The following is a 25808-nucleotide window of genomic DNA, read 5'->3' on the forward strand; positions in this document are numbered from 1 at the left end:
AGGAGGGCGGCGGAGACCCCGCCGCCCTCCCTCCATTTCTCAGAGGCCGTAGCGGCTCTTCAGGTGCCGCCACCAGTCCCGGAACATCCACTTGTCGAACTCCGTGATCTGCGCCGCGCTGCCCGCCTTCATCAGGAAGCAGCACTGGCCCGTCGGAGTCCAGTCGTAGAAGTCGTCCAGGCCGAACGAGTGGCCCATCTCATGCAGCAGGATGTGGATGTTGTCGGCGTTGAGGTTCGACATGTAGTACTCGCTGCCGATCCGCTGCCCCCAGTCGCCCCCGGCTCCCCCGCCGAACCCGGCGGTCAGCCAGAGCGACATGTCGTAGTGGTGCGAGGCGCCGCCGGGGCAGTTGGGGTACTGGCCGCTCTGGTTGAAGAACCGGCCGCAGGGCTCGGAGCACTGGGGCGCGTTCTCGCGGATGTTGTTGACGTAGATGTCCACGGAGCTGTCGCTCCACTGCAGCTGCGCGCGGTCCCGTACGGCCCAGCCCACGACCTTGACCGGCACGTTCGCGTAGGGCCAGCCGTTGTGGCCGGCCATGACGTCCATCCACTTCTTGAACTGGCGGGCCAGCGCCGCGTGGATCTGGTCACGCTGCGCCGCGGTCACGGTGGCGGTGGTGTCCCAGCGTACGCAGTAGTTGATCGAGCCGCCGTTGGCCATGATCTGGTCCCAGCCGTAGTTGCGGAAGCCGTACAGGTTGGGGTACGTGCTCTCGACGTGCTGCCAGACCTCGTTGAGCGGGGTGACCAGGTTGGCGGGCGGGTTCCAGTTCGAGGTGCCGCCGCCGGAGTCGGGGGCCCACGCCTTGACCTCCAGCAGGCCGACCGAGCCCGCGCCGCTCTGCAGCTGGACGCGCAGGCGCGTGGTGCTGACCTGCGTGAAGGTCACCTTGTTGTAGGCGTTGACGGCGATCGGGTACGAGGCGGAGATGTCGACGTAGGCGCTGCCGTTCCAGTACTGGAGCTTCCAGGAGGCGGGGACGCGGACGCCGCCGCCGTCGTCGAAGAAGTACACGTCGGCGCCCTTGAGATTCTGCGTCGAGCTCCAGGTGAGCTCGGCCCACTGGGTACCGGTGTTGGGCCAGGTGCCCCAGCGGCGGTTGACGGTGTCGTTCGAGCTGGGCGGGTCGATGCCGTCGTTGATGGCCGCCACGCTCTCCCACGAGGAGGTGTAGGAGGCGGACGGGGTCGCGGTGCCGGCCACGTTCGTGTCGGCCAGGGCGTTCTGGATGGGTAAGAAGAACGTGATGATCAGGAGGAGGGGCAGGACGGCCAGTCGTTTCATTCGGGCCTCTCCGGTTGTGGTAGCGCTAACATTCGAGGGTTCACCGGTAGGTGATGTCGGATGCAGAGTAGATGCAGTTCACGCCGTCGGCCCCGGATCCGATCTTCACCGGCTCCTGGCCCTTGGGGACGCCCCGGTACTTCTCGCAGATGGTGGCGCTGCCGTACACGGTGATCCGGCTGAACCTGGCCGTGTCGCCCCAGTTCGTGTTGATCCCGGCCAGAACCTTGGTGGTGCGGACGGTGACGCCGTCCATGACCACGTTCCGCCGGTAGGAGGTGGAGCAGTTTCCGCAGGCGCGGTAGAGCTTGCCCGAGCCGTGTACCTGGAAGTTCCTGATGGTCAGCGTGCCGGCGCCGTTGTGCTGGAACACCTTGTCGGAGGCGGACTTGGCGCCGCCGCCGTCCACCAGGTAGGTCGCCGACGAGCTGGACGACTTGAACGTCGCGGCGTCCTCGCCCACGTCGTTCCACCACACGTTGCGGATGGTGCACGAGCCCTCGCAATGGATGCCGTCGCCGGCCGGGGCGTCGATGATGACGTTCTGGATGGTGCCGCCGTTGGCCACGACGAACATCGGGTCCTGGCTCTCGCCCTGGCCGCCGTCGCCGATGCCGTAGTAGCGCTTCATGCCGCCGTCGAAGAACGTGCCGGCGTTGCGGGTCGAGGTGAGGTGCACGCTGCCGGTATCCGAGGGCCAGGGGCCGCTGCCGTCGGTCGGGGCTGCCTGCGCGGGCGGCGCCGCGGTGACGGCGGCCAGCAGTCCGGCGGCCATCGCTGTGGCCACCACGGTGGAACGGGATCGGAATGTCAAGGTCGCCCTCCCTTTTCGGTAAGCGCTTTCCCAACGGGACTGAACCGCGCCTGCTTTGATCGCACGGGCACGGGTCCGCGTCAAACCGGGGACGGGGCTGTCGCCGCCGACCTGCGGGTTCGAGCTGAAAGTTTCATCTTTCCCGGCCCCCGGAATTGTCGGCCCGGCCGCGTAGGGTGCCCGCATGGCGATGCTCATCGGGAGGGAGCGACCCGCGGCCGTGCTCCGCGGCGAGGTCGAGCGCACGCTCGTCAGCCACGGCGCGCTGGTGCTCGTCACCGGCGAGGCGGGCATCGGCAAGAGCGCCCTGGTGGCGGGCGCGGCGGAGGAGGCCGTGCGCGCGGGCGCCCGGCTGCTCGGCGGCGCCTGCTGGGAGGGCGAGGGCGCACCGGGCTACTGGCCCTGGGTCCAGGTGGTCCGCCGTCTCACGCCCGGGGCGACGCTGCAGAGCCCTTTTCTGGGCCTGGCCGGATCGGACGGGTTCGAGCTGTACGACGCGGTGACCGGCCTGCTGGTGGACGCCTCCCGCGAGCGGCCGGTGGTGGTCGTGCTCGAAGACCTCCATTGGGCGGACGCGGCCTCGCTGCGGCTGCTGGAGTTCGTGGTGCGTCATGCCTGGTTCGAGCGCCTGCTGGTGATCGGCACCTATCGTGACGCCGAGGTCGACGGGCCGTTGAGCCTGCCCCTGGAGGCCAAGGCCACCGTCCTGACGCTGACGGGGCTGGACCGGGAGGAGGTGGGCCGGCTGGTGGCCCACACCACGGGCGTGGACCCCGGCGAGGAGCTGGTGACGGAGATCCACCGGCGCACGGGCGGCAACCCGTTCTTCGTGGAGCAGACCGCCCGCCTGTGGCAGGGCGGGACCCCTCTCGCGACGATCCCGCCGGGGGTGGGGGCGGCCGTGCGCCGGCGGTTGTCGCGGCTGCCGGAGGAGGTGCTCGAAGTGCTGCGCATGGCGGCGGTCCTGGGCCGCGACTTCACCGAACCCACCCTCCACACCGCCCTCACTCCCCCACCCACCGATCCCCCACTCACCCCCTCCCCACCCCACGGCCCTGCACCCCACGGCCCTGCACTCCACGCCACCTCATGCAACGGCCTCTCATCCCACGGCACCTCACGCGACGGCACCTGTCTCGACCGCTCCCCATCCGACGGCCCCTCACCCGACGACTCTCCACCTGACGGACCCCTGCCCTGCCGAGGATCCGGTTCCTCACCCGCTCGCGGCGCCTCTCCGACCGGGCAGTCGCTCGTGGCGACCGAGCTCTCGGTGCGGCGGGCCCTCGACCAGGCCGTGTCGGCCAAGCTCATCACCTCTCTGGGCTCCGGCCACCACGCCTTCATCCACGACCTCGTACGCGAGACCCTCTACGCCGAGCTGAACGAGCACGAAGTCCGTGCCCGGCACGCGGCCGCCCTCCGCGCCCTCGACCCGGCAGCACCCGCGATCCGCGCCCGCCACGCGTACCTCGCCACCACACCCGATGCCCCTGCCCTCCTCCTCACGGCGGCCAGGGACGCCGAGGCACGGATGGCGAACGAGGAAGCAGTCGGCCACTACCGGCGCGCCCTGGAGCTGACCCCCGCCGGGGAGACTCGCAGATGGGCCACGATCGGCCTGGACCTCGGCGTGGCGCAGCACCGGGTGGGCGACACCGCCACCGGCACCCGCACACTGGAGGCCGCCGTCGCCATCATCCGTCGCCTCGACGACCCCGACCTGCTGGCCCTGACCGCCCTGAAGCTGCACGACCTCGGCCACACCGACCACGGCCGCTGGACCGACTTCGTCCACGAGACCCATCACCGCCTGGTCCCCCCACCCACCCCCACTGCCAACACGCCCGCCCACAAGATCACCGTCCCCGTACGGGGCGAACCCGCATACGGGCGACCCGGGGCTCAGAGCGCGCCGGATCAGGACAGGCCCAGCCCAGCGAGCACGATGGAGCCGGCACGCGACCACACCCCTACGACACACCGACGCAACGACATCGCACAGACGTCAACCCACGTCTCCCCCGAGACGAGCGGCACCGCACGCGAAAGCGAAACCACCCGCCAGGGCCACACCACACACGAGGGCAACGCCAAGAGACGCCCGCCCGGCGACACCACGGGTGAGCGCAACACCACAAGCTCGCGCGATATCACGGGCAACCGGCGCGGTGGCATCGCGCACACGACCACCAACGCCTCCCACGAGACAGCCGACACCGCCAGTCAGCACGGCACCACACGGAACCGCAGTGCTCTGCACGAACGCGACGCCCCGCGCGAGATCGACCACCTGCACGAAGACGACGCCCAGCCCGGAGGCGACGCCCAGCCCGGAGGCGACGCCCTTTTCAGGGATGACACCACAACCGACACCGCTGGCTACGGCCGAGGACGGTTGGATGTCGCCGCCCGGGAGTTGAGCGAGGTCGCGGCGGAGCTGGCCAGGCAGGGGGAGGATGACGAAACACTCGGCTTCAGCCTGCTGACCAGACTAGGGGCCATTTGGGGGCCGGGCAGCGCGGCCGAGCGAATGGCCGTCACCGAGGAGCTGTCGGCCGTGGCGCGGCGAAGCCGGGATCCACGGCTGGAGCTGACCGCGCGCTCCTGGCGCGTCGGGGCGCTGCTGGAAATGGGTGATCCACGGTGCCTGCCCGAGCTGCAGGCATTCGCCACGCGCGCCGAAGGTGCCGAGCTGGCGCTGTTCCAGCACGAGGCCACGGTCCTCAGAGCCATGTTCGCCACGCTCGCCGGACGCTTCGACGAGGCGGCGACGCACATCGACGCCGCATACGAGCTGGGCGAGCAACCAGGCATCGGACGACGCGACCTGCGCTGGATGCAGCGGTGGTCGGCCGCGACGCTCAGGGGCCGCTTCGACGTGGCCGACGGCGTACTGGCGGAGATGGAGCTCGCGGGCAGCCATCACTTCCCGCTCTACCGCGCCGCGACGGCGGTGCAGCGCGGCGACGAGGGTGCGGCGCGCCACCTGGCGGAGGTCGTGACGCCAGGCGAGCAGTACCTGCGGTGGATGGCGCCGCTGTGGCTGAGGCTCCAGGCGCAGGCGGCCGCCCTGTCCAAGGATCCGGTGCTCTGCGAGCGCGCGCGGGCCGCGATCACCCCGTACGTCGGCCAATGGGGTGTGACGGCCACGGTCGCCGTCGAGGGGCCGTTCGCGCACTGGGCGGCGGTGCTCGACGCCGCCCAGGGACGCTGGGACGAGGCCGTCGAAGGGTTCACCGCCGCCTGTCGCGCGGCCGACCTGCTGGGTGCCCGACCCTGGTCGATCGAGTCCCGCGCCCGCCTGGCCGAGGCGCTGCAGGCGCGCGGCGACGACGCCTCCACGCTGATCGCGCAGGTCGAGCGGGACGCCGCCGCCCTCGGCATGCTGGCACGCCTGCCCCGCCCCGCAGCCAACGCCTTCCGCCTCGACGGCGGGGTCTGGACCCTGACCTTCGCCGGCCGTACCGTGCACCTGCCCGACTCCAAGGGCCTGGCCGACCTGCGCATCCTGCTCGACCGCCCCGGGAGCGACGTCTCGGCGGTCGAGCTGCTGAACCCGGCCGGCGGCGAGGTCGTGATCGCCGCCCAGAGCATGGGCGGTGACGACGTACTGGACGAGGAGGCCAGGACCCGCTACCGGAGGCGGCTGGATCTGCTCGACGACGAGATCGACCGGGCCGCCGAGCTGGGCGACGACCGCCGGGCGGCCGAGCTCGACGCCGAGCGCACGGCGCTGCTGAACGAACTACGCACAGCCGCCGGACTGGGCGGCCGCCCGCGCCGGCTCGGCGACGCGGCCGAACGCGCCCGCAAGGCGGTCACCAACCGGATCCGCAACACACTGCGCCAGCTCGACCAGCGCCACCCGGAACTGGCCGCCCACCTGAGATTCTCGCTCTCCACCGGCGCCACATGCCGCTATCACCCCAGCCCCGAGGTGCGCTGGCCACCGTGACGACCGGCCCTTGAAGTTGCCGGCCACCGCAACGACCGGCCGTTTGGACGGCGGTCGCCGCCTGAGCAGCGTCACCCATGTCACCGAGTTGCGGTTACCGGGCACCCGCTGCCGTCACCGAGCGGGGTCAGCGGAGCTTTGCGAAGAACGCGGTGACGTCCTCGGCGAAGAGGCCCGGCTGCTCGGTGGCGAAGAAATGGCCGCCCTTGTCGTATTCGGCCCAGTGCACGATGTTGTGGTCGCGTTCAGCCCAGGGGCGGATGGTGACGTCGCAGGGCTTTGACACGAGCACGCCCGTCGGCACAGTGCCCCGCGCCGCCGCAGCCCAGTCCCCCGCACCACCCCAGTCGCCCATATCACCCGAGTCGGACGCTCCCGAAGCGGCCGTACCGCCCCAGTCACCGCCACCGCCCGGACTGGACGCACCCGAGCCCGACACACCCGAGCCGGATGCTCCACTCCGCTCACCGGCACCGCCCAAATCGGAGGCATTGCCCAAGTCGGGAGCGCCCGAAGCGGTCGCATCGCCCCAGTCGCTGGCACCCTCCGAAGCGGACGCAGCCGAAGCGGACGCAGCCGAGCCCGACGTACTCAAGCTGGACGCGCCACCCCGCTCACCGGCACCGCCCAAATCGGAGGCACCATCCGAGTCGGGAGCATTCGCATCGGGCGTGCCGGCCCAGTCTTCGGAAGTGCCGTTCGAGACAGACCTGCCGCTTGGGGTGGCGGCCCAGTCGTCTGCGCCGGCTTCGCTCCAGTCGGGCGCGCCCATGCTCTCGTAGTAGAACTGCGCCGACGACCCCGCAGTGCCGGTCAGCCAGTAGATGGTGACGTTGGTCAGCATGAGGTCGCGGTCGAGCGAGTCCTCGGGCAACCCCTCCACCGGGTCCGTCAGCTCCTTGAACTTCTCCATGATCCACGCCAGCTGCCCCACCGGCGAGTCGTGCAGCCCGTACGAGACCGTCTGCGGCCGCTTCGACTGGGTCTGGAGGTAGCCGTCGTTGAAGTTCTGCATCGTGTCCCAGCGTCGCCGCTCCTCCTCCGTCAGCCCGTCCATCTCCCCCTCCTGACCGACGGGGAAGGTGATGGCGGCGTTGAGGTGGACGCCGACGACGTGGTCGGGGGCGTGTTTGCCCATCTCCGGCGCAATGAAGGAGCCGCTGTCCCCGCCCTGCACCCCGTACCTGTCGTAGCCGAGCAGCGCCATCAGCTGCGTGAAGGCTCTGGCGGTGCGGGCGGGATCCCAGCCGGGGCCGGACAGCGGGGCGGAGAAGCCGAAGCCCGGCAGGGAGGGGATGACCAGGTGGAAGTCTCGCGAGAGGGGCTCGATGACGTCCAGGAACATCACGAACGTGCCCGGCCAGCCGTGCAGGAGCATGAGCGGCAGGGCGGACGGGTTTTCGGAGCGGATGTGGGCGAAGTGGATGTTCTGCCCATCGATCGTGGCGGTGAACTGGGGGATCTCGTTGAGCCTGGCCTCGTGGGCGCGCCAGTCGTAGCCGGTGCGCCAGTATTCGGCCAGGTTCTTGAGGTAGTCGAGGGGGACGCCGCGCTCCCAGCCGGTGCCCGGGAGCTGGTCCTGCCAGCGGGTCATGGCCAGACGGGTACGGAGGTCCTCCAGGTCCTGCTGGGGAACTTCAATACGAAAAGGGCTAATTGTCATGATATTTCTCCTGTTAATGAGCCAAGGGCGGAAGGCGGCGACTTGCTCCGTGGCCCACTGGGCGAACGTGCGCCCGGGACGGCCGGTCACCTGCTCGACGGTGGGCAGCACGACCGAGGCGGCGTCCGGCGGGTTGGCCCCGAGCCGGACCGCGAACTCGATCAGCTCCTCCCCCGCCCCCCACGCCTCCATCGACGCCCGGTACTGCGCCTCGCTCAGCTCCTCGAACCGGATCTCCCGCCCGACGGCCTCGCCGATCACGCGGACCCGCCGCTCCGGGGTCAGCGCCTCCGGCCCGGTGACCAGGTACGCCTGCCCGGCGTGCCCCTCCTCGACCAGCGCCGCCACCGCGACGGCGGCGATGTCGGCCTCGTGCACCACGGCCCCCGGATGGTTGCCGAAGACCCGGACCACACCCTCCTCGCGGATCGATTCGGCCCATTCGAGCGCGTTGGTCATGAACTCCACGCAACGCAACTGCGTCCAGCCGAGGTCCCCGGCCCGCAGCGCCTCCTCGACCGAGCACTCGTCCCAGCTGCTCAGCACGCTGACGCGGGTCACGCCCGCCTTCGCGGCCAGCTCGACGAGTTCGGGCCCGGTCTGGAGCGCCGCCTGGTCATCTCCGGCGACGGTGATCAGGTGCAACCCGGTCACGCCTTCCAGCGCGGGGGCCAGGGACTGCGGCGCGGTCAGGTCGCCGTAGGCCACCTCCACGGACCCGGGCAGCCGCGCCGCCGCCGGGTTCCTGGTCAGGGCCCGGACCCGCTCGCCACGCGCGACGAGCTGCGCCACGATCTGGCGGCCGACCGTGCCGGTGGCGCCGGTCACGAGAATCGTCATTCTTTCCTCTCAACCGAAGGTCTCGAACGTCTCGACAGGCAGGCGCCACACGGGAAATAGCAGCCGCTACACGGGTGAAGGCTCCGTCCCAGTCCGTGCCGCATGACCGCGCCCGCCATCGATGACGTACCGGACGAGGGCACTGCTGTCCGCGCTTCAGGAGAACCGGGATCTCGACAGCGGCGAGGGCCTGACGGACGGGCAGATCGCGACGAGATCCTCGCGATCATGCTGGTCGGCACGGACACCCCGGCCAGCGTCGTCCCATCCTGGACCCGCCACCCCGAACTCGACACCGTCCTGGCCGGACGATCCGCCGAGATGTCCGACGTGGCCCGCCTCCTGCACACCGGCCAGGTCTAACCGCCTGTACTCGGCCCTGCTCCTCATGCGGGCCACTGCGACCTCGCCGGCGAACGCCTCCCACCCGGCACGGACATCCTGCTGGGCCCCTGTGCGATCCATCGCGACACGCGCTTCTTCGACGACCGCTTCGACCCCGGGCCGCGTCCACCACATCCCGCGCAAGGCGTACCTGCCGTCCGGCGCGGGCCCGCACAAGCGCGTCGGCGACGCCCAGCCCTGGGCCGAGCCGGTCATCGTACCGGCCACACGGTGACCGCCGTCCCCAGCGTCGTCCCCCGGCCGGACGACCTTCTCATGTTCCCCGAACCCCGCACGTGAGCTCCCGGCGAGCGGCCCGCGCGACATTTGACAAATGCACCTTCACCTGCTCTCTCAATTTACCTGGAGAGCGCCTTTAATTAATTTGTCAAATCGCCTCGATAAAGTCCCGAGTGGTCAAAATGAAGCGCTACCGTAAATGCATGGAATTTCGTCGTCTCGGCCGTAGCGGCCTGTCCGTCAGCGCGATCTCCTACGGCCACTGGCTCGCGTACGATGCCCCCGACCAGGAAGAACGTGCGCGAGCGTGCGTCACGGCGGCGCTGGACGCGGGCATCACCACATTCATCACCGCGGACGCGTACGCGAACACCGCAGCCGAGTCGGTGCTCGGCCGCGCGCTGAAAGGACAGCGGCGGGAAAGCCTGGAGATATCCACGAAGGTGTTCTGGCCCACCGGGCCGGGCGGGCCCAATGACAAAGGCCTGGGCCGCAAGCACGTCATGGAGTCGGCACGCGCGTCACTGCGGCGGCTGGGCACCGACTATCTCGATGTGTACCAGGCGCATCGATTCGACCGGACGGTGCCGCTGGAGGAGACCATGGTGGCCTTCGCCGATCTGGTCAGGCAGGGCCATGTGCTCTATGTCGGCGTCTCCGAATGGACGGCCGAGCAGATCACGAGGAGCGCCGCGCTCGCCCGGGAACTGCACGTCCCGTTGGTCTCCAACGAGGCGCAGTACAGCGCGTTGTGGCGGGTGATCGAGGCCGAGGTCGTGCCGGCGTGCGAACGGGAAGGGCTCAGCCAGCTCGCCTGGTCCCCTGTCGCGCAGGGCGTACTGACGGGCAAGTACCGGCCGGGGCAGCCGGCGCCCGCCGGGTCGCGCGGCGCCGACCTGAACGGTGCGGGCAGTTTCATCCAGCCCTTCCTGCGTGAGGACGTGCTGGTACGGGTGCAGCGGCTGCGTCCTCTGGCCGATGAGGCCGGGCTGTCGCTGGGACAGCTCGCGCTCGCCTGGGTGTTGCGGCGCCCCAACGTGGCTTCGGCGATCATCGGGGCATCGCGCCCCGAGCAGGTGCGGGAGAACGTCGAAGCGGCCGAGGTCCGGCTCGACGCCGACCTTATGGAGCGCATCGATCAGGTGCTGGACGGCCTTGTCGAAACGAACCCGGCGCTGACGACGAGCCCGTGAAGGGCCTTCGCCCAGCTCGACCGGGCACGGGTTGGTCTTGACCCGGAAGACGGCACAGAGTCAGCCACCACGGCGGTCGTCGACGAGCACGGCCAGGCCAGGCCATACGCCCGCAAAGCGGCGCAGGTCGTCGGCGAGCGGGAGCAGGTGCGCGCCGGGCAGGAAGTGCACGGTCGTCCCCGTGGTGCCGTCGCCGGCGATGGGCTCCAGGCCGGTGACGGGGACGCCGTGCTCGTACCGCTGGGTCCAGGACCCGTTCAGGCGGCGGTTGGTGTGGACAAGCCACTCGCTGAGCGCGGCGACGACGGACATGCCGCGGCGCGGATGCCCGTCGGCAAGCACCTCCGCGCCCGGGTCGTCGAAGAAACGCAGGTCCTTGGACGCCATGACGGGCTTCTTCACCGGCCGCCCCTGCTCGTCGAACCGGGTGTCGGTGCCTCGCCCCTCGTCGGCCACGGACACCGAGCCGCCGGCGTGGAGGGTGACGGTGCAGCGTCCGGCGCCCGTGTTCGCCGCCTCGTCGGCCGGGTAGGCGAGGACTTCGAGGATCAGGTGCCGGATGCCACCCGGGGCGAACTCGTCCGGGTTCTCCCGGATGCGGGAGAGGTGGCCGAGGTCGACGTCGGCCGCCCAGTCGTGGGTGGTGTTACGCCAGGAGGCTCGGGGTGCGCTCACCCCCGCACCCTATCCACGGTGGCTGCGGACAGAGCGTAGGTGACGCCGGTCAGGCGTTCGGACAACTGCCACAGGCGTGCGGCTGTGGCCGTGTCGCGGATGGCGCGCTCACGAGTGCGACCGGTGGGCTCTCCGCGCAGTTGCAGCGGCCCGTCGGGAACGATGTAGCTGCCGCCGGGCAAATCCGGCGCGGTCGCCGCGTACAGAGAGGTCTTCGCCCCTTCCGGAGTGGGCCGGAAGGCCACGCGCACCAGCAGGCGGGCAAGGGCCGCATACAGCCGTCCCCTGCCGCTGTTGGCGCCGCCGGTGAGCACGTTGGTGCGGGTCAACCCGGGGGCGACTGCCATGCTGCGCAGCCGCTGTCCGGCGGCGTCGGCCCGGCGCTGCAGTTCCATCGCGAAGTAGAGGTTGGCCCGCTTGGACTGCACGTAGGCGAACGCCGTCCGGTAGCCGCGTTCGGCGTTGAGGTTGGCCAGGTCGAAGCGGGCGAAGCGCTGGCCCTCGCTGCTGACGGTGACCACCCGCGGATCGGGCGCGGCGAGCAGATGCGGCAGGAGCAGGCCGGTCAGGGCGAAGGTGCCCAGGTGGTTGACGCCGAACTGCGACTCGAACCCGTCGACGGTCAGCGCGTACGGCACCATCGCCACCCCGGCGTTGTTGACCAGCAGATCGATCCGGCCGCGGTCCCAACCGGCGGCGAACTCCCGGATGGAGGCCAGGCTGCCCAGGTCCACCCGGCGCAGATCCACGCGAGCGCCGGGCACCTCACCCCGCATGCGGGTGAGGGCGGCCTGGCCGCGTTCGGGGTCGCGGCAGGCCAGCACGACGTACGCGCCACGACGGGCCAACTCCCGGGCGGTGACGTAGCCGATGCCGCTGTTGGCTCCGGTCACCACAGCGACGCGCCCGGTCTGGTCGGGGATGGCACGGAGAGTCCCGGAGGGAGAGTTGCGCATGATGTACCACCTCAAGGGGATGCGGTCGCATGTATCGCAACTTCGAGTTGCGATACATTCATCCTGTCAGCACCCTCCGAATATCGCAACTTGGAGTTGCAATGCAGTCCGATCCTTCCACCGCCAGGCCGTTCGGCCGCGGCGCCAAAGTACGCGCCGCCGTCCACGCCGCCACGCTCGCCGAGCTCGTGGACAAGGGCTACGCCGCATTGACCATCGAGAACATCGCCCAGCGCGCCGGAGTCCACAAGACGACGGTGTACCGGCGGTGGAAAGATCGAGAGAGCCTGCTCACCGACGCCCTGTCCGAGCACATGGCGCTGGACATCCCCGTCCCTGACAGCGGAGCGATCGAGACCGACCTGCGGGCGCTGGCGCGCTCGCTCGCCCAGGCGTTCACCAGCCCGACCGGGCAGGCCATCCTCGCCGCCATGTTCACCGGGGCCGCCCATCTTCCGGAGATCGCCGCAGCCCGGCGTCACGTGTTCGAGGACCGGCTCGCCAGAGCCGAACCGGTGGTCACGCGCGCCATCGAGCGCGGCGAACTTCCCGGCGGCACCGACCCCGCCGAGCTGTTGAAGACCTTGGCCGCACCGATCTACCTGCGCCTGCTCATCACCGCCGAACCGGTCGACGAGACGACCGCCGACCAGGCGGTGCGCGTCACGCTCGCCGCCGCGCACGCCGGCGCCCTGCAGCCGGTCGGCGGATGACACGGGCACGGCCGGCCCAGCCCAGGTCGCCGGTCAGCTTCGGTGGCGGGGGTAGGCGGAGGCGATGAGACGGCTCAGGAATCGGTCGAGGTCGTCGAGTCCGTAGGAGGCGAGCACGTCGGGCGGCTGGGTGAGCAGGTAGGTCAAGGCGCTGTTGACGGCCAGGGTCACCATGGCGGCGCTCTCACGGGTGACCGGGAGGCCGGCGGCCTGCTGGGCGGCCAGGTGGAGGTCGAGGTCGGCGCGGGAGAGCCGGGCCAGGGTCTCCTGCACCTGGGGATTCCTGGCGGCCTCGGCGTGCAGCTCGATGTAGGCCAGAACCCGGGACCGGTTCACCGTCATCGCCCGCTCGATCATCAGGCGCAGCAACGCGAGCAACTGGTCGGGGGTGTCGATCTCGGCCTGCTGCAGCTCACTCCAGTAGCGCTCGACGCACCGCTCGGCGGCGGCCTGGAGCAGGCTGTCGCGGGTCGGGAAGTAGTTCTTGGCCGTGCCTTCCGGCAACTCGGCAGCACGGTCCACCGCACGGTGGGTCAGGCCTCTGCCACCCTCCCCCGCCAGCACCTCGATAGCCGCGTCGCGCAACCGGTCGCGGCGGTCCCTGTTCTCCACCATGGCCCCCATCCTCCCGCCTTTGTGCAATCACCATAGCTGTGGTACCACATGTGTGGTGATTGAGATGAAAAGAGCTGTCGTCGTCGGCGCCGGGGTCGGCGGGCTGACGACCGCGATCGCACTGCGCGCGATCGGCTGGGATGTTTCGATCTTCGAGCGATGGCCTCGGGTCGTCGCCGAAGGCACGGCGCTGGGCCTCCGCCCGGACGCCCCGGCCGGCCTGGGCCGTCTGGGGCTGGGCGAGCAACTGCGCGAGCGCACCGTCCCCTACCGGCGCGCGCAGATCCGCACCCCCCACGGCAGGCGCCTGGCCGACCTGCCGCTGGAGCGCATCGAACGGCGCGGAGGGGCGCCGGTCCGCATGCTGTCGCGGGTCTCGCTGATCGAGATGCTGGTGCAGCAGGTGGACGCGGCGACGATCAGCACGGGCGTGGAGATCACCGATCCCGCCGCACTACGCGCCGACTACGACCTGGTCGTGGGCGCCGACGGGGTGCGCAGCGCGGTGCGTCAGGCGTTCTTCGGCGCCGCGACCCGTCCCCGATACGCGGGCATCGTCGCCTGGCGCGGCGTGATCAAGGGCTTCGAGCCGCAGGACTACGGCGAGACCTGGGGGCGCGGGCAGATGTTCGGGATGACGCCGCAGGCTCCGGGGGTGACAAACTGGTACGCGCCCGTACGCACCCCGGAAGGGGTTCGCGAGAGCCTCGACGACCTGCGCGCACGCTTCGCCGGCTGGCACGACCCCATCCCCCGCGTGCTCGCGGCCGCCGAGGCGGACGCCGTGCTGCGGCACGAGGTCTACGACCTGGCGCCACCGCTGGGGTCCTACGTCACGGGGAACGTGGCGCTGATAGGAGACGCGGCCCACGCGATGACGCCCGCGCTGGGGCAGGGCGCCTGCCAGGCCCTGCTCGACGCGGTCGAGCTCGCCAGCTGCCTGCGTACGCACCCCGGCGACGTGGCGAAGGCGCTGCTCTCCTACGACGCACGGCGGCGCCCGGCCGCCCAGCGGATGGTCACCGCCTCCAGTTGGATGACCCGCCTGGCGGGAGCCGGTCGCCTGGCAGGGCCGCGCAACACTCTGATGCGGATGCTGCCCATCTAGGCCTACGAGAGGGCCTTGAGCAGCCGGTCGGCCAGGACGGCTGCCGAGGCAGGATTCTGGCCGGTGAACAGGTTGCGGTCGACCACCGTGTACGGCTTCCACGCCTCGCCCTTGGTGAAGTCGACGCCCAGGTCGATGAGCTCGTCCTCCAACAGCCAGCGGGCCTTGGGGCCGAGACCGACCGCGTTCTCCTCCTCGTTGGTGAACGCGGTGACCCGGTAGCCGGCGAAGGGCGACACGCCACGGATCCTGGTCGCCAGCATCGCCGCCGGGGCGTGGCAGACGACGGCCAGGGGCTTGCCGGAGGCCAGCGCCTCGGTCAGCAGCCGACCGGCGTCCGCGTCGACGCACAGGTCTTCCATGGGGCCGTGGCCGCCGGGGAGGTAGACCGCGTCGTAGTCCTCCAGCCGGGCGTTCGCCAGCCGGATCGGCCGCCGCATCTCCTCCGCGGAGCGGATGATCGCCTCCAGGTCGAGAGCGATCTGAGCGCTACCGGCCATTTCGGGGCGCAGGCTCATCATGTCGACGGTCGGGACCACTCCGCCGGGCGTGGCGACGACGATCTCGTGGCCGGTGTCGGTGAGCGCCTTGTACGGGGCCGCGAACTCCTCGGCCCAGTAACCCGTCGCATGCCTGGTGCCGTCCTTGAGCGTCCAGTACGCCGTCCCGGTCATCACGAAAAGTAGCTTCGCCATCGGACAACCGCCTCCCCGTCCTGCGTCTACAGCATTTTATGTCCGGCGTGATGTGCCGGATGAAAGCCTCCCATGCCGATATTGTTCTCTTTTTGCCAGGCGCCGAGTTTCCGACGGTAGCCGGGACCGGATATTCACCGGCGAATGATGAAGGGCTTACGAACGCGAGACCGACCGCTCACCCGGCGTTTCCGGCGCGCCTGAAAGCCTTGCCGACCTGCAGACCTTTGAGAATGAAAAGGCAGCGAGGCTGAACCGCCATTTGGCCGCCAGAGCCTAGCGTCAGGTCCATGATCTCACCGAGCCGGTTCACCCTGACCGAGCACTCAGCCGCATTGTGGCGAGTGACGTTCGACAATCCTCCCGTCAATCTCGTCGACGCGACGATGACGAGCGAGTTGAATGCCCTGTTCGCGCGCGCCGAGGCGAGCGACAGTCTCGCGGTCATCGTCTTCGACAGCGCCGACCCCGACTTCTACCTGGCCCACTACGACCTGTCCGACAGTGACGAGGTGAAGCGCGTCCTGGCCCATCCGGAGGAGGTCCACCCGTGGACGGCGCTGCTGACCCGTCTCAGCTCCCTCCCCGTGGCGACCATCTCCTCCATCAGGGGCAGGGCACGCGGTGCGGGGAGCGAATTCCTCCTCGCCACCGACATCCGCTTCGCCAGCCGGGAGAAGGCCATCGTCGGCCAGTTCGAGATCGGCATGGCCGCCGTCCCGGGTGGCGGACCCGCCACGCGTCTGCCCGGCCTGGTCGGACGGGGCCGGACTTTCGAGATCCTCTTCGGCGGGCTCGACTATGACGGCGCGCTCGCTGAAATGTACGGATACGTGAACCGGGCCCTGCCCGACGACGACCTCGACGGCTTCGTCGACGCGTTCGCGTCCCGCGTCGCCTCCTTCGACCTGCAGACGATCAGGGACATCAAGCACTTCGTCAACCTCGCCACGCAGCGGCCCGAGGCCGAGTTCAAGGACCAGATGGATGCCTTCTGGGCCGCGGTGACCCGTCCGGCCCAGCAGCACATCGCGAGGCACCTGTTCGAGGCGGGACTCCAGCAGCGAAGCGACGTCGAACGCGACCTCCCGCATTGGGTGACGCGGTTCCCGTACCGGCCCGGCTCCGACGGGAAGTAGACCGCCCGAACTTCGCCCTCGGGCCACCGTTGGGTCACGGACGACGGAACTCAGCCCGGGCTGAACCAGCGGGTGAGGGCCGCCTTCAGACTGTCGGGGTCCGCGCCCGCCCAGGCGACGTAGCCGTCCGGCCGGATGAGCATTGCGGGCGCCGGGGCGTCGGCGGCGGTTGCGGTCACGCGGCGCACCCGGTCGTTCCAGGGCTCTGCGGTGGCGGCGAGGTCGTTCCCGCCGGTGAGGTCGAGAAGCAGGGGGCGGGCGTCGCGCAGGAGCTCGGCGAGGCGCCGCGCGTGTCCGTCGCCGGTGGTCAGCTCAAGGGATGGTACGAACCAGCCGGTGGGCGCGGCGGGGTGTTCCTCGCCCGTGTCGTGGCGGACATCGGCGCCCGCCAGCAGGGCGGCGACCAGGTGCAGGTTCTCGGTGCGGCCGAGGAGTTCGGCGAAGAGCAGGCGCAGGGCGGTGACATCGCCTCCGGGTGCCATCAGGGCGGTCGCGGCCCGCGTGTGCATGAGCACGCGTTCGCCGCTCGCGTGGCGTTCGGTTCCGTAGCTGTCCAGCAGGCCTTCCGAGGCCCAGCCCTGCAGTGCGGCGGCCAGTTTCCAGGCCAGGTTGGCCGCGTCCTGCAGCGCCAGATTCAGGGTCGGCCCGTGGCTGACGTGGGCGGCGTCGCCGGCGATGAAGACTCGGCCGTCGCGGTAGCGGTCGGCGAGCCGCGAGTTGCGGCCGCACTGGCGGCGAAGCAAGGTAGGCGCACCCTCGGGCGGCGCAGTCAGGGGCAGGCGCACTCCGAGGACCCGTTCGACGCTGTCCTCCATCTCGGCCATCGTCATCGGCGCGCCAGGCCCCGGGAAATCGCCTGCCGGGTGATCTTCCCATTCGGCGGTGTTGACCAGCGGCCGCTCCGGGTCGTGCGCGAGGAGCGTGAAAACGCCCCGCTCGGTACGGTGGAAGTGCGCCGGGATCTCGCCGAGGCCCTCGATCACGACCCGTCCCCCCGGCGCGAAACGGAAGCGGTCGCTCGGCCCGATGAGGGCCGTCCGGTCGACGACGTTGTCGTCGCTGGTGCCGGGGAAGGCGATTCCCGCCTGCCTGCGAACCAGGCTGTGGCCGCCGTCGCAGCCGACGAGGTATCGGGTCGTGAAGGTCGTCCCGGTTCCGTCCGCGTCGCGTGCCATGACGTCGACCTGGTCATCGTTCTGGCTGAAGGACAGCACGTCCCAACCTCGCCGGACCTCCGCGCCGAGTTCTGCCGCGCGCTCGCCGAGCACCCGTTCCAGGTCACGCTGGTTGACCGGCAGGAGATACATCGGGTTCTCGCTGCCGAGCACGTGCAGCGGCAGGGGCATCCCGCCGAAGAAGAACCCGGGCGCAGGCACCGGTACTCCTCGGCCCCCGCAGCGTTCCAGGAGGCCGCGGTTGTCCAGTAACCGCACGACCTGGCCGGCGAGGCCGTGTGCCTTGTCTGCCGGGTCCGGTTCCGGCCGTCGTTCCAGCACCAGGGGCCGGGCTCCCGCGAGGCGGAGCTCGCAGGCCAGAAAGAGGCCGGCGGGTCCACCGCCGACGATGATGACGTCGAACATCACTGACGCCTCCTTAGGATACGCAGCTGTATCTAACGGCGGACACCGTAAGTCACCGCGATAAGATACGCAAGTGGATCCTAAGTACGAGCGGATCGCGGATGAGCGCGGGACGATCGGGGCGCAGGCGGCGGAACGCCGTACCGACGGCGGCGCATCCCGTCGCCGTGGCTCCGAGCTCGAGGGCGCGATCCTCGACGCCGCGTGGGACGTGCTGATCGAGCACGGATACCACGGCTTCACCTACGAAGCGGTCGCCGCCCGCGCCGGTACGAGCCGTCCCGTGCTCTACCGGCGCTGGCCGCAGCGCGACGACCTGCTGCTGGCCACGCTCACCAGGTTCTGGCAGCCGATCGCGGTGCCCGACACCGGCAGCCTCCGCGACGACGCGATCGGCTTCCTCCGCAACGCCAACGCCGACCGCGCGCCCACGATCACGTTCATGAGCGTGCAGCTGGCGGACTACTTCCGCGACGCCGGCACCAGCTTCGGCGAGCTGCGCCGCACCCTCCTCCCGCCGGGCCAGGCGACCGCCTTCGAGACGATCGTCGCCCACGCGGTCGGGCGCGGCGAGCTGCCCGACGTGCCGCGCCCGTCCCGCGTGGTGAACCTGCCGTTCGACCTGCTGCGCCACGACCTGCTCACGACGATGCGCGCGGTGCCGGACGAGTCGATCGTCGAGATCGTGGACGAGGTGTGGCTGCCGCTGTTGGGGACACGACCCAGCCCTCAAACACCGCGACCGGGCCGTCTCTGAAGCCAGGTCGACGAGACGCACGGGGGCCACAGCGCCGGTGGTACGGGACGCGCACCTCAACGTTCGCGAAGACATCTGATGATCTCGTCAATCACCGGCACTCCCCGCCGCGTTCGGGCTACAGTTTGCAGTCATGATCACGGAGGAAGTGCTGTGAAACAGTCCAAAGCCCAACGAATCGGCCGGTCGGCGCTGGTCACGGCGCTGGCCGCAGGCGTCATGATGGCAGGTGTCGTTCCCGCGGCGAACGCCGCTGCCACCGCCCAGAAGAGGACGCTAGGGCCGTTCGGGTACGGCAACATCAAGCTCGGGATGACGGAGGCGCGGGCCAGGGCGACCGGGAGGATCGTCCGCAAGACCATCAACGTCCCCACCACGTGCTCGACCTATGACCTGAAGGAGCGGCGGTACAGCGGCAACCGGGCAGGGATGTACATTTCGAAGAAGCAGGGCGTGGTCACGATCTCCGCGCCGGGCCGCGGCGTCAAAACGCCGCAGGGCATCGGCATAGGCGCCACTCCCGCGCAGTTGAAGGCCGCCTACCCCAACCTGAAGCAGAATGCGCTGTACGGCACCTTCGCCACCGTGCCGGGCAACCCCAAGGCGTCCTACGTCTTCCTCGTGTCGAAGAGGATGGTCCTCGGTGTGACCCTGGTCCTGACCGCTCAGGACTGCCTCGGGTAGCGGCCCCGTCACAGGAGCTCGGCCGAGACCGCGGGTCGGCGGCGTGAACGCGGCAGGACAATGGAATCCGTTCATGGAGACGGGTACGGGGAGCTCAGGCTCCAGACCCGGACCTTGCCGTCGTTGCCCCCGGAGACCGCCACCAGGCGGCCGTCCAGGTGGCCGGTTGCCACCGCTTCGATCAGGCCCACGTGGTCCTTGAAGGGTTCGCCGATCGGCTTGCCGGTCGCCAGGTCCCACACCCGTACGGTCTGGTCGTTGTAGCCGCCGGAGACCACGATCGGGCGGCCGTCGTTCAGTTGCGCCGCGGCCAGGCCGAGCGCCCAGCTCCGGTGGCCTCTGAAGGGCCGGCCGATCGGTTCGCCCGTGGCCAGGTCCCAGACGCGTACGGTGTGATCGCCCTTCCCGCCGCCCGAGATCGCCACCGGGCGGCCGTCGAGTCGCGCCACCGTCGCCGATTCGACCGGCCCGTCGTGAGCGTTGACGCGTCTGGCCATGGGAGTGCCGGTGGCCAGGTCCGTCATCAGGATGGTGCCGTCGACGTCCCCGGAGACCACGATCGGGCGGCCGTTCACCTCGCCCACCGCCACCGAGAGCACCCAGCCGCGGCCGGTGCCGACGGGGTCGCCGACCCGGTCGCCGGTGGCCAGGTCCGAAACCTGCACCGTACCGTCGAGACCGCCGGACACCGCCACGGGGCGGCCGTTCACCTGCCCGACCGCCACCGATTCGACCGAGCCCCGATGGCCTTGGAAGGGTGTGCCGATCGGTTCGCCGGTGGTCTGGTCCCAGACGCGTACGGTGCCGTCGCGACCACCGGAGACGACAACCGGGCGGCCGCTCACCTGCCCTGTCGCCACCGACCAGACCGGACCCTGATGCCCCGCGAACGGGGAGTGGAGGGGTGCGCCGGTGGCGAGATCCGATATGAGCACCGTGCCGTCGTAGCCTCCAGAGGCGACCACGGGACGGCCGTCCCACTGCCCGACGGCCAGCGACAGCACCCACGGCTGCCAGCCGTTGACGGGCTCGCGGATCAGGGTGCCGAACGGCGCGCCCGTCGTGGAGGGCTTCGCGCCGGCGGTGGAGAGGGGGGTGCCGGGGAGGCTCCCGGTCAGGACGGACGCCAGCCACAAGGCCACGGGGATCGCGAGGACGACGGCGGCCGCCGCGAACACCTTCGCCAAGCCGGGCGGACGTTGACTGCGGCGGCGCGGGGCGTTTTCGGGCGGCGGTGCGGGACGCCGGTAACCCGTGTCCTGGAGGGGGGTCTCGTGGGTGAGCGCGGTGAACAGGTCGGTGATGCTCGGCCGGGACGCGGGGTCCTTGGCCAGGCCGGCGGCCAGGAGGGGACGGAGACGGTCGGGGACGCCTGCCAGGTCGGGCTCGCGGGTCATGATCGCGTTGAGGACTCCCGCGGTGACCGTGCCGGAGAAGGCCCGATGCCCGGTGGCGGCGTACACCATGGTCGCGGCCCAGGCGAACACGTCCGAGGCGGCCCCGGCCGGCTCTCCGTTGAGCTGTTCGGGCGACAGGTAGGCCGGGGTGCCGACCAGGCCGGATCCCGTGGTGGAGTGGTCCAGTACCCGGGCGATGCCGAAATCGATGACGACGGGGCCCTCCTGGCCCATGATCACGTTGCTGGGCTTGAAGTCCCGGTGCACGATGCCGGCCCGGTGGATCGCGTCCAGCGCGACCAGGGTGGTGATCGCCAACCGGTCCAGCCCGCCGCCCGTGCGCGGCCCGTCCCGGGTCACGAGCTCGTCCAGGGACGGGCCCTGTACGTACTCGCTGACCAGGTAGGGCGCCCGGTCGGCGATCCCGGCGTGGACGACCCGCGCCGTGCAGAACGCCGCCACCGACCTGGCTATCTCGGTCTCGCGCAGGAACCGGTCCAGGGCTTCGGGCTCGGAGGCCATCCGGGCGTGCAGCGTCTTGACGGCCACCTGCCGGCCCGAGGGGGCCTGCCCCAGATAGACGACCCCCTGCCCGCCCACGCCCAGCACGCCGATCAGTCGATAGTCCCCGATCTGCCGGGGATCGTTCTCGGCCAACGGGCGCGGACCGGACATGAGGCAATCTTCTCCTGGGGTCAGGGAGGATCCACTCGGCTGCTCAAAAGGTATATGTCCGCATGATGACGCAAAAGCGTTGTGGCGGGTGCGCTATCGGGGCGGCGTTTCCGCGCCGATGCGGGCCCCGCGACCGGGACGGCCCGCTGGAGGCGTTGAAGGATCATCCCGACGGGGATGGGGAGGGGTACGCGGAACTGGACGGGAAGGTGAACGACACCATGAAGACACCCGCGATCGTCACGCCGCAGGAGTGGGAGGCAGCGCGCCGGCGGTTGCTCGTCAAGGAGAAGGAGCTGACCCACGCCCGGGACGCGCTGGCCGCGGAGCGCCGGCGGATGCCGTGGCTGGAGGTGGAGAAAGACTACGAGTTCCACGGGCCGGCGGGTAAGGCGAGCCTGCCGGACCTGTTCGAGGGCCGTCGCCAGCTGGTCGTCTACCGCGCCTTCTTCGATCCCGGCGTGCACGGCTGGCCCGATCACGCGTGCGTCGGGTGTTCCATGGTGGCCGATCATGTCGGGCACCTCGCCCATCTGAACGCGCGTGACACCACTCTCGTGTTCGTCTCCCGCGCGCCCCAGCCGGACATCGCGCGGGTGAAGGCGCGGATGGGCTGGACGATGCCCTGGTACACCCTGACCGACGACTTCGACGCCGACTTCGGCGTGAACGAGTGGCACGGCACCAACGCGTTCATCCGCGACGGCGACAGGGTGTTCCGCACGTACTTCATCAACGACCGCGGCGACGAGGCGCTGGGGAGCACCTGGAGCTACCTCGACATGACCGCGCTCGGGCGGCAGGAGGAGTGGGAGGACTCCCCCGAGGGCTATCCCCAGACCCCGCCGTACCAGTGGTGGAACTGGCACGACGAGTACGGCGCGGGCGAGGGCCGTCAGCCGGACAGGACCCGGTAGCCCGCGTCCACCGGGATGCAGGCGCCGGACACGGCGTCGAACCCGCCGTCGAGAATGGAGCCGATCACCGCGGCGACGTCCTGAGGATCGAGCATCCGGCCGAGGACCGAGCGGCGCCCCAGCGCCGCCTCCGTCTCGGGCGTTCGCATCATGGCGCTGGCCTCGGTACGGACCGCGCCGGGCGCCACGATGTTCACCCGGATTCCCCAGGCACCGGCCTCGGCGGCGACGTGCTGGGCAAAGGTGTTGAGCGCCGCCTTCGCCGTCGCATGCGCGACCGCGCCCGGACGTACCAGCTCGGCGCTGAGGCTGGAGACGTAGACAATTCGGCCGTCGCCCTGCTCGCGCATGCGGTCCAGTGCCCGCTGGGTGATGTGGAAGACCCCGGCGAGCTCCCCGGTGACCTTGCCGGCGAAGTCCTCCCACGACATCTCGGCCAGCGGGCCGAACGGCGGGGGGATGTTGGCGTTGCAGACCAGCGCGTCCACCCGCGCGCAGGCCTCGACGAGTTCGGCCACCTGGCCAGGGTCGCGGACGTCGGCCTGGACAGCCTGCGCCGTACCGCCGGCCGCCTGGATCTGCTTGACCACCGAGGTGGCCGCCGACGTGTCGGCGCGATAGTTGACGATCACGTGGAAACCGCGACGGCCCAGCTCATGTGCCGTCGCGGCACCGATGCCGCGCCCCGCGCCGGTGATGAGTGCGATGCGTCGCATGTCATGCCTCCTCTGCTCTACGGCTTCGGTGGCAGACTCTAGGTATTGAGCATTCCAGGAGAAAGTACCTACCTCTTGGTAAGCTCCATACCCTGCCGTCGGCTTTCTGCTCGACAAGGGGTGGCACGACGTATGAGTGACGCGTTTCACAGGGACTGCCCGGCGCGCATGGTGCTCGACCACGTCACCAGCCGCTGGGCGGTGCTCGTGCTGACCGCCGTCCGCGGTGGCCCGCTGCGGTTCCACGAACTGCGCACCAAGATCGAGGGGATCAGCGAGAAGATGCTGTCCCAGACGCTGCGCACTCTCGTACGCGACGGCTTCGTCCGCCGAACGGTCACCCCCACCACGCCGCCACAGGTCAGCTACGGCCTGACCGCCCTCGGCGAGGGGATCACCGAGCCGCTCCAGACCCTGTCCGACTGGATCCGGGACCATGCGGGTGACATCCTCGCCGCCCAGGCCGTGTACGAACAGGAAACTCCCTGAGCGGCTCCGCCGCGGAGCACCGAGAGAGCCACCGGGCCGCATCCCGCGCACGCGGCGGACTCTCGGTCGATATTTGCCGGTAACAACCTGGTAACAGGGTCTTCTCCTCGGCAATGTGAGCGGTCACACTCAGGCAACAAGAAATGTGACCGGTCACATCTGCGCACCTCCACGTCCCCCCAAGGGCTCTGACGCCCGCAGCACGCAAGGAGGTTGTCTCGCCATGAGGAGGAAACATGCCTGGTCAGCGATGCTGGCGGTGGTCCTGTTGACGGGTGCCGTGCACGCCGCCCCCGCCCAGGCCGCGTCTCAGCTCGTCGTCGATCTCGGCAGCTCGACCGGCGCGCTCAGGTACGGAGCCACCGGCTTCCTGTACGGGCTCGGCGACGAGGGCATCCCGAACGAGACCATGCTCGCCGCCCTCAAACCGCAGGTCACCGCCCAGAAGGCGCCTGACGGCCTGCAGCACCCGAACGGCGACGCGCTCAAGATCGCCCCCATGTTCAAACGCGCCGGCGGCCGCGAGATCCAGATCTACATGCAGGACGTCTACAAGCAGTGGCCGTACGAGAACCTGGGCATCAACGACTACCTGGCCAAGGTGGACACGATGGTCAGGAAGGTCGTCGCCGACCCGTACCGCACCTCGTACGTCTACGTCCCCTTCAACGAGCCCGACCAGATCTGGTACGGCGGCAACCTCGCCGGGTTCATGAACGACTACCGGACCGTCTACCGCCGGATCCGCTCCCTCGACCCCGGCGCCCGCATCGCGGGTCCGAACTTCGCGAGCTACCGCTCGGCCGACATCCGGACGTTCATGCAGTTCGCCCGGGACAACGCCGTACTGCCGGACGTCACCACCTGGCACGAGCTCGGCGACGACTTCTTCACCAGCTGGCACACCCACCACGCCGACTACCGGGCGATCGAGTCCAGCCTGGGCATCTCCCCCAGGCCGATCACCATCAACGAGTACGGGCGCTTCTCCGGGGACCTCGGCGTGCCGGGCAACCTGGTGCAGTTCGTGGCGAAGTTCGAGAACAGCAAGGTCGACGGCTGCCTGGCGTACTGGACGACGGCCGGCGGGCTCAACGACCTGGTCACCAGGAACAACCAGGCGACCGGCGGCTGGTGGCTGTACAAGTGGTACGGCGAGCTGACCGGCAACACCGTGGCCGTCACCCCACCCGCTCCCGACGGCTCCCTCCAGGTCCTGGCCGCGCTCGACCAGGGCAAGAAGCAGGCCAGGGTGATCTTCGGCGGCAACAACCCGGCCAGCGGCACGTACGACACCAACCTGGTCGTCAAGGGCATCCCGGGCGCCCTGGGCACCACGGTCCACGCCGCCGTCTGGGGCGTGGACAACACCGGGCTGAACCCCTCCCCCGGCCCGTACAAGGTCACCGAGGCGGACTTCACGCCGTCCGGCGGCCAGATCACGATCCCGCTCACCGGGCTGAAGGGCTCCTCGGCGTACCAGGTGATCGTGACCCCGGACAAGGACCCGACCACCGGCTCCCGCTACGAGGCCGAGTACGCCGCCGCGCCGGGCGCGATCACCTACGGCCCGGTCTCCTCCGCGGACGGCGGCGCCAAGTTCGTGGTCACGGCCCCCTCGGACGGCTATTACAACGTGGACCTGCGTTACTCCGCCTCCGCCGCCCGCACGGCCAAGCTGCGGCTCAACGGCTCCGACCTGACCGACGTCAGCCTGCCCGCTGCCGCGAGCTGGAGCACCGTCACCACCAAGGTGTTCCTGACCGCGGGGATCAACCGCCTGGAGGTCAGCGCCGCCGGCGTCAACGTCGACTACCTCGACGTGTCGGCGACGACGGGGACGATCACCGCGTACGAGGCCGAGTCCAGCGCCAACACGCTCGGCGGCGCCGCCAGGGTGGCGGCCAACTCCGCCGCCTCGGGCGGGAAGTACGTCGGATATGTCGGCGCCGGCGCGGCCAACACGCTGCGCTTCAACAACGTCACCGCCGCCTCGGCCGGCCGCTACCGCCTGGTCGTCACGTACGCCAACGGCGAGCTGGGCGAGGGCGCCACCAACTACAACAGCAACATCGTCGACCGCTACGCCGACATCTCGGTCAACGGCGGCGCGACCCAGCGGCACTACTTCCGCAACACGCTGGGCTGGTCGAACTACCGGACCACGGTCGTGGACGTCACCCTGGCCGCCGGAGCGAACACGATCACGTTCGGCAACGCCTCCACCGGCTACGCGCCCGACATCGACCGCATCCAGATCGCCAAGCCAGTCGGCTGAGACAAGCCGATCGGTAAGAAGCAGCAGAGGAG

General features: G+C 70.1%; 21 protein-coding genes. 11 read left to right on the top strand and 10 right to left on the bottom strand.

What is annotated here, in order from left to right; translation table 11 throughout:
• Positions 1-39: 39 nt before the first annotated feature.
• Both ACWEPL_RS43025 and ACWEPL_RS43030 read right to left on the bottom strand, forming a co-directional pair.
• On the bottom strand, positions 40-1290 hold the full coding sequence (locus ACWEPL_RS43025; protein ID WP_452439579.1) for a hypothetical protein: 1251 nt from the start codon (positions 1288-1290) through the stop codon (positions 40-42).
• Between the two features lie 40 nt (positions 1291-1330).
• Positions 1331-2104 (bottom strand): pectate lyase, encoded by a 774-nt coding sequence (locus ACWEPL_RS43030; protein ID WP_363980004.1) that lies wholly within the window; start codon positions 2102-2104, stop codon positions 1331-1333.
• A 184-nt stretch (positions 2105-2288) separates the two neighbouring features.
• Here ACWEPL_RS43030 and ACWEPL_RS43035 point away from each other — a divergent pair, with 184 nt between their 5' ends.
• Positions 2289-6062 (top strand): ATP-binding protein, encoded by a 3774-nt coding sequence (locus ACWEPL_RS43035; RefSeq protein ID WP_452439580.1) that lies wholly within the window; start codon positions 2289-2291, stop codon positions 6060-6062.
• 127 nt (positions 6063-6189) lie between these two features.
• On the opposite strand, the gene ACWEPL_RS43040 is transcribed toward ACWEPL_RS43035, so the two are convergent.
• Positions 6190-8565, bottom strand: coding sequence for an alpha/beta fold hydrolase (locus ACWEPL_RS43040; RefSeq protein WP_452439581.1), 2376 nt, complete (start codon positions 8563-8565; stop codon positions 6190-6192).
• 228 nt (positions 8566-8793) lie between these two features.
• Between ACWEPL_RS43040 and ACWEPL_RS43045 the strand changes: the two genes are divergently transcribed.
• Complete coding sequence (locus ACWEPL_RS43045) at positions 8794-8928, top strand: hypothetical protein (protein WP_363979993.1); 135 nt, start codon at positions 8794-8796, stop codon at positions 8926-8928.
• Between the two features lie 464 nt (positions 8929-9392).
• Positions 9393-10382 (top strand): aldo/keto reductase family protein, encoded by a 990-nt coding sequence (locus ACWEPL_RS43050; protein ID WP_452439605.1) that lies wholly within the window; start codon positions 9393-9395, stop codon positions 10380-10382.
• Between the two features lie 60 nt (positions 10383-10442).
• Here the strand turns inward: ACWEPL_RS43050 and ACWEPL_RS43055 are convergent, their stop codons facing one another.
• Both ACWEPL_RS43055 and ACWEPL_RS43060 read right to left on the bottom strand, forming a co-directional pair.
• The gene (locus tag ACWEPL_RS43055; protein WP_452439582.1) at positions 10443-11057 is read right to left on the bottom strand and encodes a hypothetical protein; all 615 of its coding nucleotides are present in this window, start codon (positions 11055-11057) and stop codon (positions 10443-10445) included.
• Positions 11054-12013 carry an oxidoreductase gene (locus ACWEPL_RS43060; RefSeq protein WP_363979987.1) on the bottom strand — a complete coding sequence of 320 codons (960 nt, stop codon included), beginning with the start codon at positions 12011-12013 and terminating at the stop codon, positions 11054-11056. Before ACWEPL_RS43060 ends, ACWEPL_RS43055 begins: the two co-directional genes overlap by 4 nt.
• Positions 12014-12114: 101 nt before the next feature.
• On the opposite strand from ACWEPL_RS43060, the gene ACWEPL_RS43065 reads away from it, so the two are divergent.
• Entirely contained in the window at positions 12115-12726 is a 612-nt protein-coding gene (locus ACWEPL_RS43065; protein WP_452439583.1) for a TetR/AcrR family transcriptional regulator, read from the top strand.
• A 33-nt stretch (positions 12727-12759) separates the two neighbouring features.
• Here the strand turns inward: ACWEPL_RS43065 and ACWEPL_RS43070 are convergent, their stop codons facing one another.
• Positions 12760-13341 (bottom strand): TetR/AcrR family transcriptional regulator, encoded by a 582-nt coding sequence (locus tag ACWEPL_RS43070; RefSeq protein WP_363979981.1) that lies wholly within the window; start codon positions 13339-13341, stop codon positions 12760-12762.
• A 64-nt stretch (positions 13342-13405) separates the two neighbouring features.
• On the opposite strand from ACWEPL_RS43070, the gene ACWEPL_RS43075 reads away from it, so the two are divergent.
• A complete protein-coding gene (locus ACWEPL_RS43075) occupies positions 13406-14449 on the top strand; it encodes an FAD-dependent monooxygenase (protein ID WP_452439584.1) in 1044 nt (347 codons plus the stop codon).
• A gap of 2 nt (positions 14450-14451) precedes the next feature.
• On the opposite strand, the gene ACWEPL_RS43080 is transcribed toward ACWEPL_RS43075, so the two are convergent.
• Complete coding sequence (locus ACWEPL_RS43080) at positions 14452-15144, bottom strand: type 1 glutamine amidotransferase domain-containing protein (protein WP_452439585.1); 693 nt, start codon at positions 15142-15144, stop codon at positions 14452-14454.
• Between the two features lie 290 nt (positions 15145-15434).
• Here ACWEPL_RS43080 and ACWEPL_RS43085 point away from each other — a divergent pair, with 290 nt between their 5' ends.
• The gene (locus ACWEPL_RS43085) at positions 15435-16283 is read left to right on the top strand and encodes an enoyl-CoA hydratase/isomerase family protein (RefSeq protein WP_452439586.1); all 849 of its coding nucleotides are present in this window, start codon (positions 15435-15437) and stop codon (positions 16281-16283) included.
• A gap of 50 nt (positions 16284-16333) precedes the next feature.
• Here the strand turns inward: ACWEPL_RS43085 and ACWEPL_RS43090 are convergent, their stop codons facing one another.
• A complete protein-coding gene (locus ACWEPL_RS43090; RefSeq protein WP_452439587.1) occupies positions 16334-17863 on the bottom strand; it encodes an FAD-dependent monooxygenase in 1530 nt (509 codons plus the stop codon).
• Positions 17864-17936: 73 nt separating this feature from the next.
• Here ACWEPL_RS43090 and ACWEPL_RS43095 point away from each other — a divergent pair, with 73 nt between their 5' ends.
• Positions 17937-18620, top strand: a complete 684-nt coding sequence (locus tag ACWEPL_RS43095; RefSeq protein WP_452439588.1) for a TetR/AcrR family transcriptional regulator — start codon at positions 17937-17939, stop codon at positions 18618-18620.
• A gap of 153 nt (positions 18621-18773) precedes the next feature.
• A complete protein-coding gene (locus tag ACWEPL_RS43100) occupies positions 18774-19304 on the top strand; it encodes a hypothetical protein (RefSeq protein ID WP_363979963.1) in 531 nt (176 codons plus the stop codon).
• 71 nt (positions 19305-19375) lie between these two features.
• Here ACWEPL_RS43100 and ACWEPL_RS43105 read toward each other — a convergent pair whose 3' ends face one another.
• A complete protein-coding gene (locus ACWEPL_RS43105; protein WP_452439589.1) occupies positions 19376-21376 on the bottom strand; it encodes a protein kinase domain-containing protein in 2001 nt (666 codons plus the stop codon).
• 221 nt (positions 21377-21597) lie between these two features.
• Here ACWEPL_RS43105 and ACWEPL_RS43110 point away from each other — a divergent pair, with 221 nt between their 5' ends.
• Entirely contained in the window at positions 21598-22293 is a 696-nt protein-coding gene (locus tag ACWEPL_RS43110) for a DUF899 domain-containing protein (RefSeq protein WP_452439590.1), read from the top strand.
• On the opposite strand, the gene ACWEPL_RS43115 is transcribed toward ACWEPL_RS43110, so the two are convergent.
• Complete coding sequence (locus ACWEPL_RS43115) at positions 22272-23009, bottom strand: SDR family oxidoreductase (protein ID WP_452439591.1); 738 nt, start codon at positions 23007-23009, stop codon at positions 22272-22274. The two genes, ACWEPL_RS43110 and ACWEPL_RS43115, sit on opposite strands and share 22 nt — an antisense overlap.
• A gap of 132 nt (positions 23010-23141) precedes the next feature.
• On the opposite strand from ACWEPL_RS43115, the gene ACWEPL_RS43120 reads away from it, so the two are divergent.
• Together ACWEPL_RS43120 and ACWEPL_RS43125 are read left to right on the top strand one after the other, a co-directional pair.
• Positions 23142-23498, top strand: a complete 357-nt coding sequence (locus ACWEPL_RS43120) for a winged helix-turn-helix transcriptional regulator (protein WP_363979952.1) — start codon at positions 23142-23144, stop codon at positions 23496-23498.
• Between the two features lie 223 nt (positions 23499-23721).
• Positions 23722-25776 (top strand): hypothetical protein, encoded by a 2055-nt coding sequence (locus tag ACWEPL_RS43125; protein ID WP_452439592.1) that lies wholly within the window; start codon positions 23722-23724, stop codon positions 25774-25776.
• Positions 25777-25808 lie beyond the last annotated feature (32 nt).

The organism is Nonomuraea sp. NPDC004186, assembly GCF_053603495.1.

Coding starts and splice junctions, on each gene's coding strand:
- ACWEPL_RS43025 (WP_452439579.1), bottom strand. CDS start 1,290: ATGAAACGACTGGCCGTCCTGCCCCTCCTCCTGATCATCACGTTCTTC.
- ACWEPL_RS43035 (WP_452439580.1), top strand. CDS start 2,289: ATGGCGATGCTCATCGGGAGGGAGCGACCCGCGGCCGTGCTCCGCGGC.
- ACWEPL_RS43040 (WP_452439581.1), bottom strand. CDS start 8,565: ATGACGATTCTCGTGACCGGCGCCACCGGCACGGTCGGCCGCCAGATC.
- ACWEPL_RS43045 (WP_363979993.1), top strand. CDS start 8,794: ATGCTGGTCGGCACGGACACCCCGGCCAGCGTCGTCCCATCCTGGACC.
- ACWEPL_RS43050 (WP_452439605.1), top strand. CDS start 9,393: ATGGAATTTCGTCGTCTCGGCCGTAGCGGCCTGTCCGTCAGCGCGATC.
- ACWEPL_RS43060 (WP_363979987.1), bottom strand. CDS start 12,013: ATGCGCAACTCTCCCTCCGGGACTCTCCGTGCCATCCCCGACCAGACC.
- ACWEPL_RS43065 (WP_452439583.1), top strand. CDS start 12,115: ATGCAGTCCGATCCTTCCACCGCCAGGCCGTTCGGCCGCGGCGCCAAA.
- ACWEPL_RS43070 (WP_363979981.1), bottom strand. CDS start 13,341: ATGGTGGAGAACAGGGACCGCCGCGACCGGTTGCGCGACGCGGCTATC.
- ACWEPL_RS43075 (WP_452439584.1), top strand. CDS start 13,406: ATGAAAAGAGCTGTCGTCGTCGGCGCCGGGGTCGGCGGGCTGACGACC.
- ACWEPL_RS43080 (WP_452439585.1), bottom strand. CDS start 15,144: ATGGCGAAGCTACTTTTCGTGATGACCGGGACGGCGTACTGGACGCTC.
- ACWEPL_RS43085 (WP_452439586.1), top strand. CDS start 15,435: ATGATCTCACCGAGCCGGTTCACCCTGACCGAGCACTCAGCCGCATTG.
- ACWEPL_RS43090 (WP_452439587.1), bottom strand. CDS start 17,863: ATGTTCGACGTCATCATCGTCGGCGGTGGACCCGCCGGCCTCTTTCTG.
- ACWEPL_RS43105 (WP_452439589.1), bottom strand. CDS start 21,376: ATGTCCGGTCCGCGCCCGTTGGCCGAGAACGATCCCCGGCAGATCGGG.
- ACWEPL_RS43110 (WP_452439590.1), top strand. CDS start 21,598: ATGAAGACACCCGCGATCGTCACGCCGCAGGAGTGGGAGGCAGCGCGC.
- ACWEPL_RS43115 (WP_452439591.1), bottom strand. CDS start 23,009: ATGCGACGCATCGCACTCATCACCGGCGCGGGGCGCGGCATCGGTGCC.
- ACWEPL_RS43120 (WP_363979952.1), top strand. CDS start 23,142: ATGAGTGACGCGTTTCACAGGGACTGCCCGGCGCGCATGGTGCTCGAC.
- ACWEPL_RS43125 (WP_452439592.1), top strand. CDS start 23,722: ATGAGGAGGAAACATGCCTGGTCAGCGATGCTGGCGGTGGTCCTGTTG.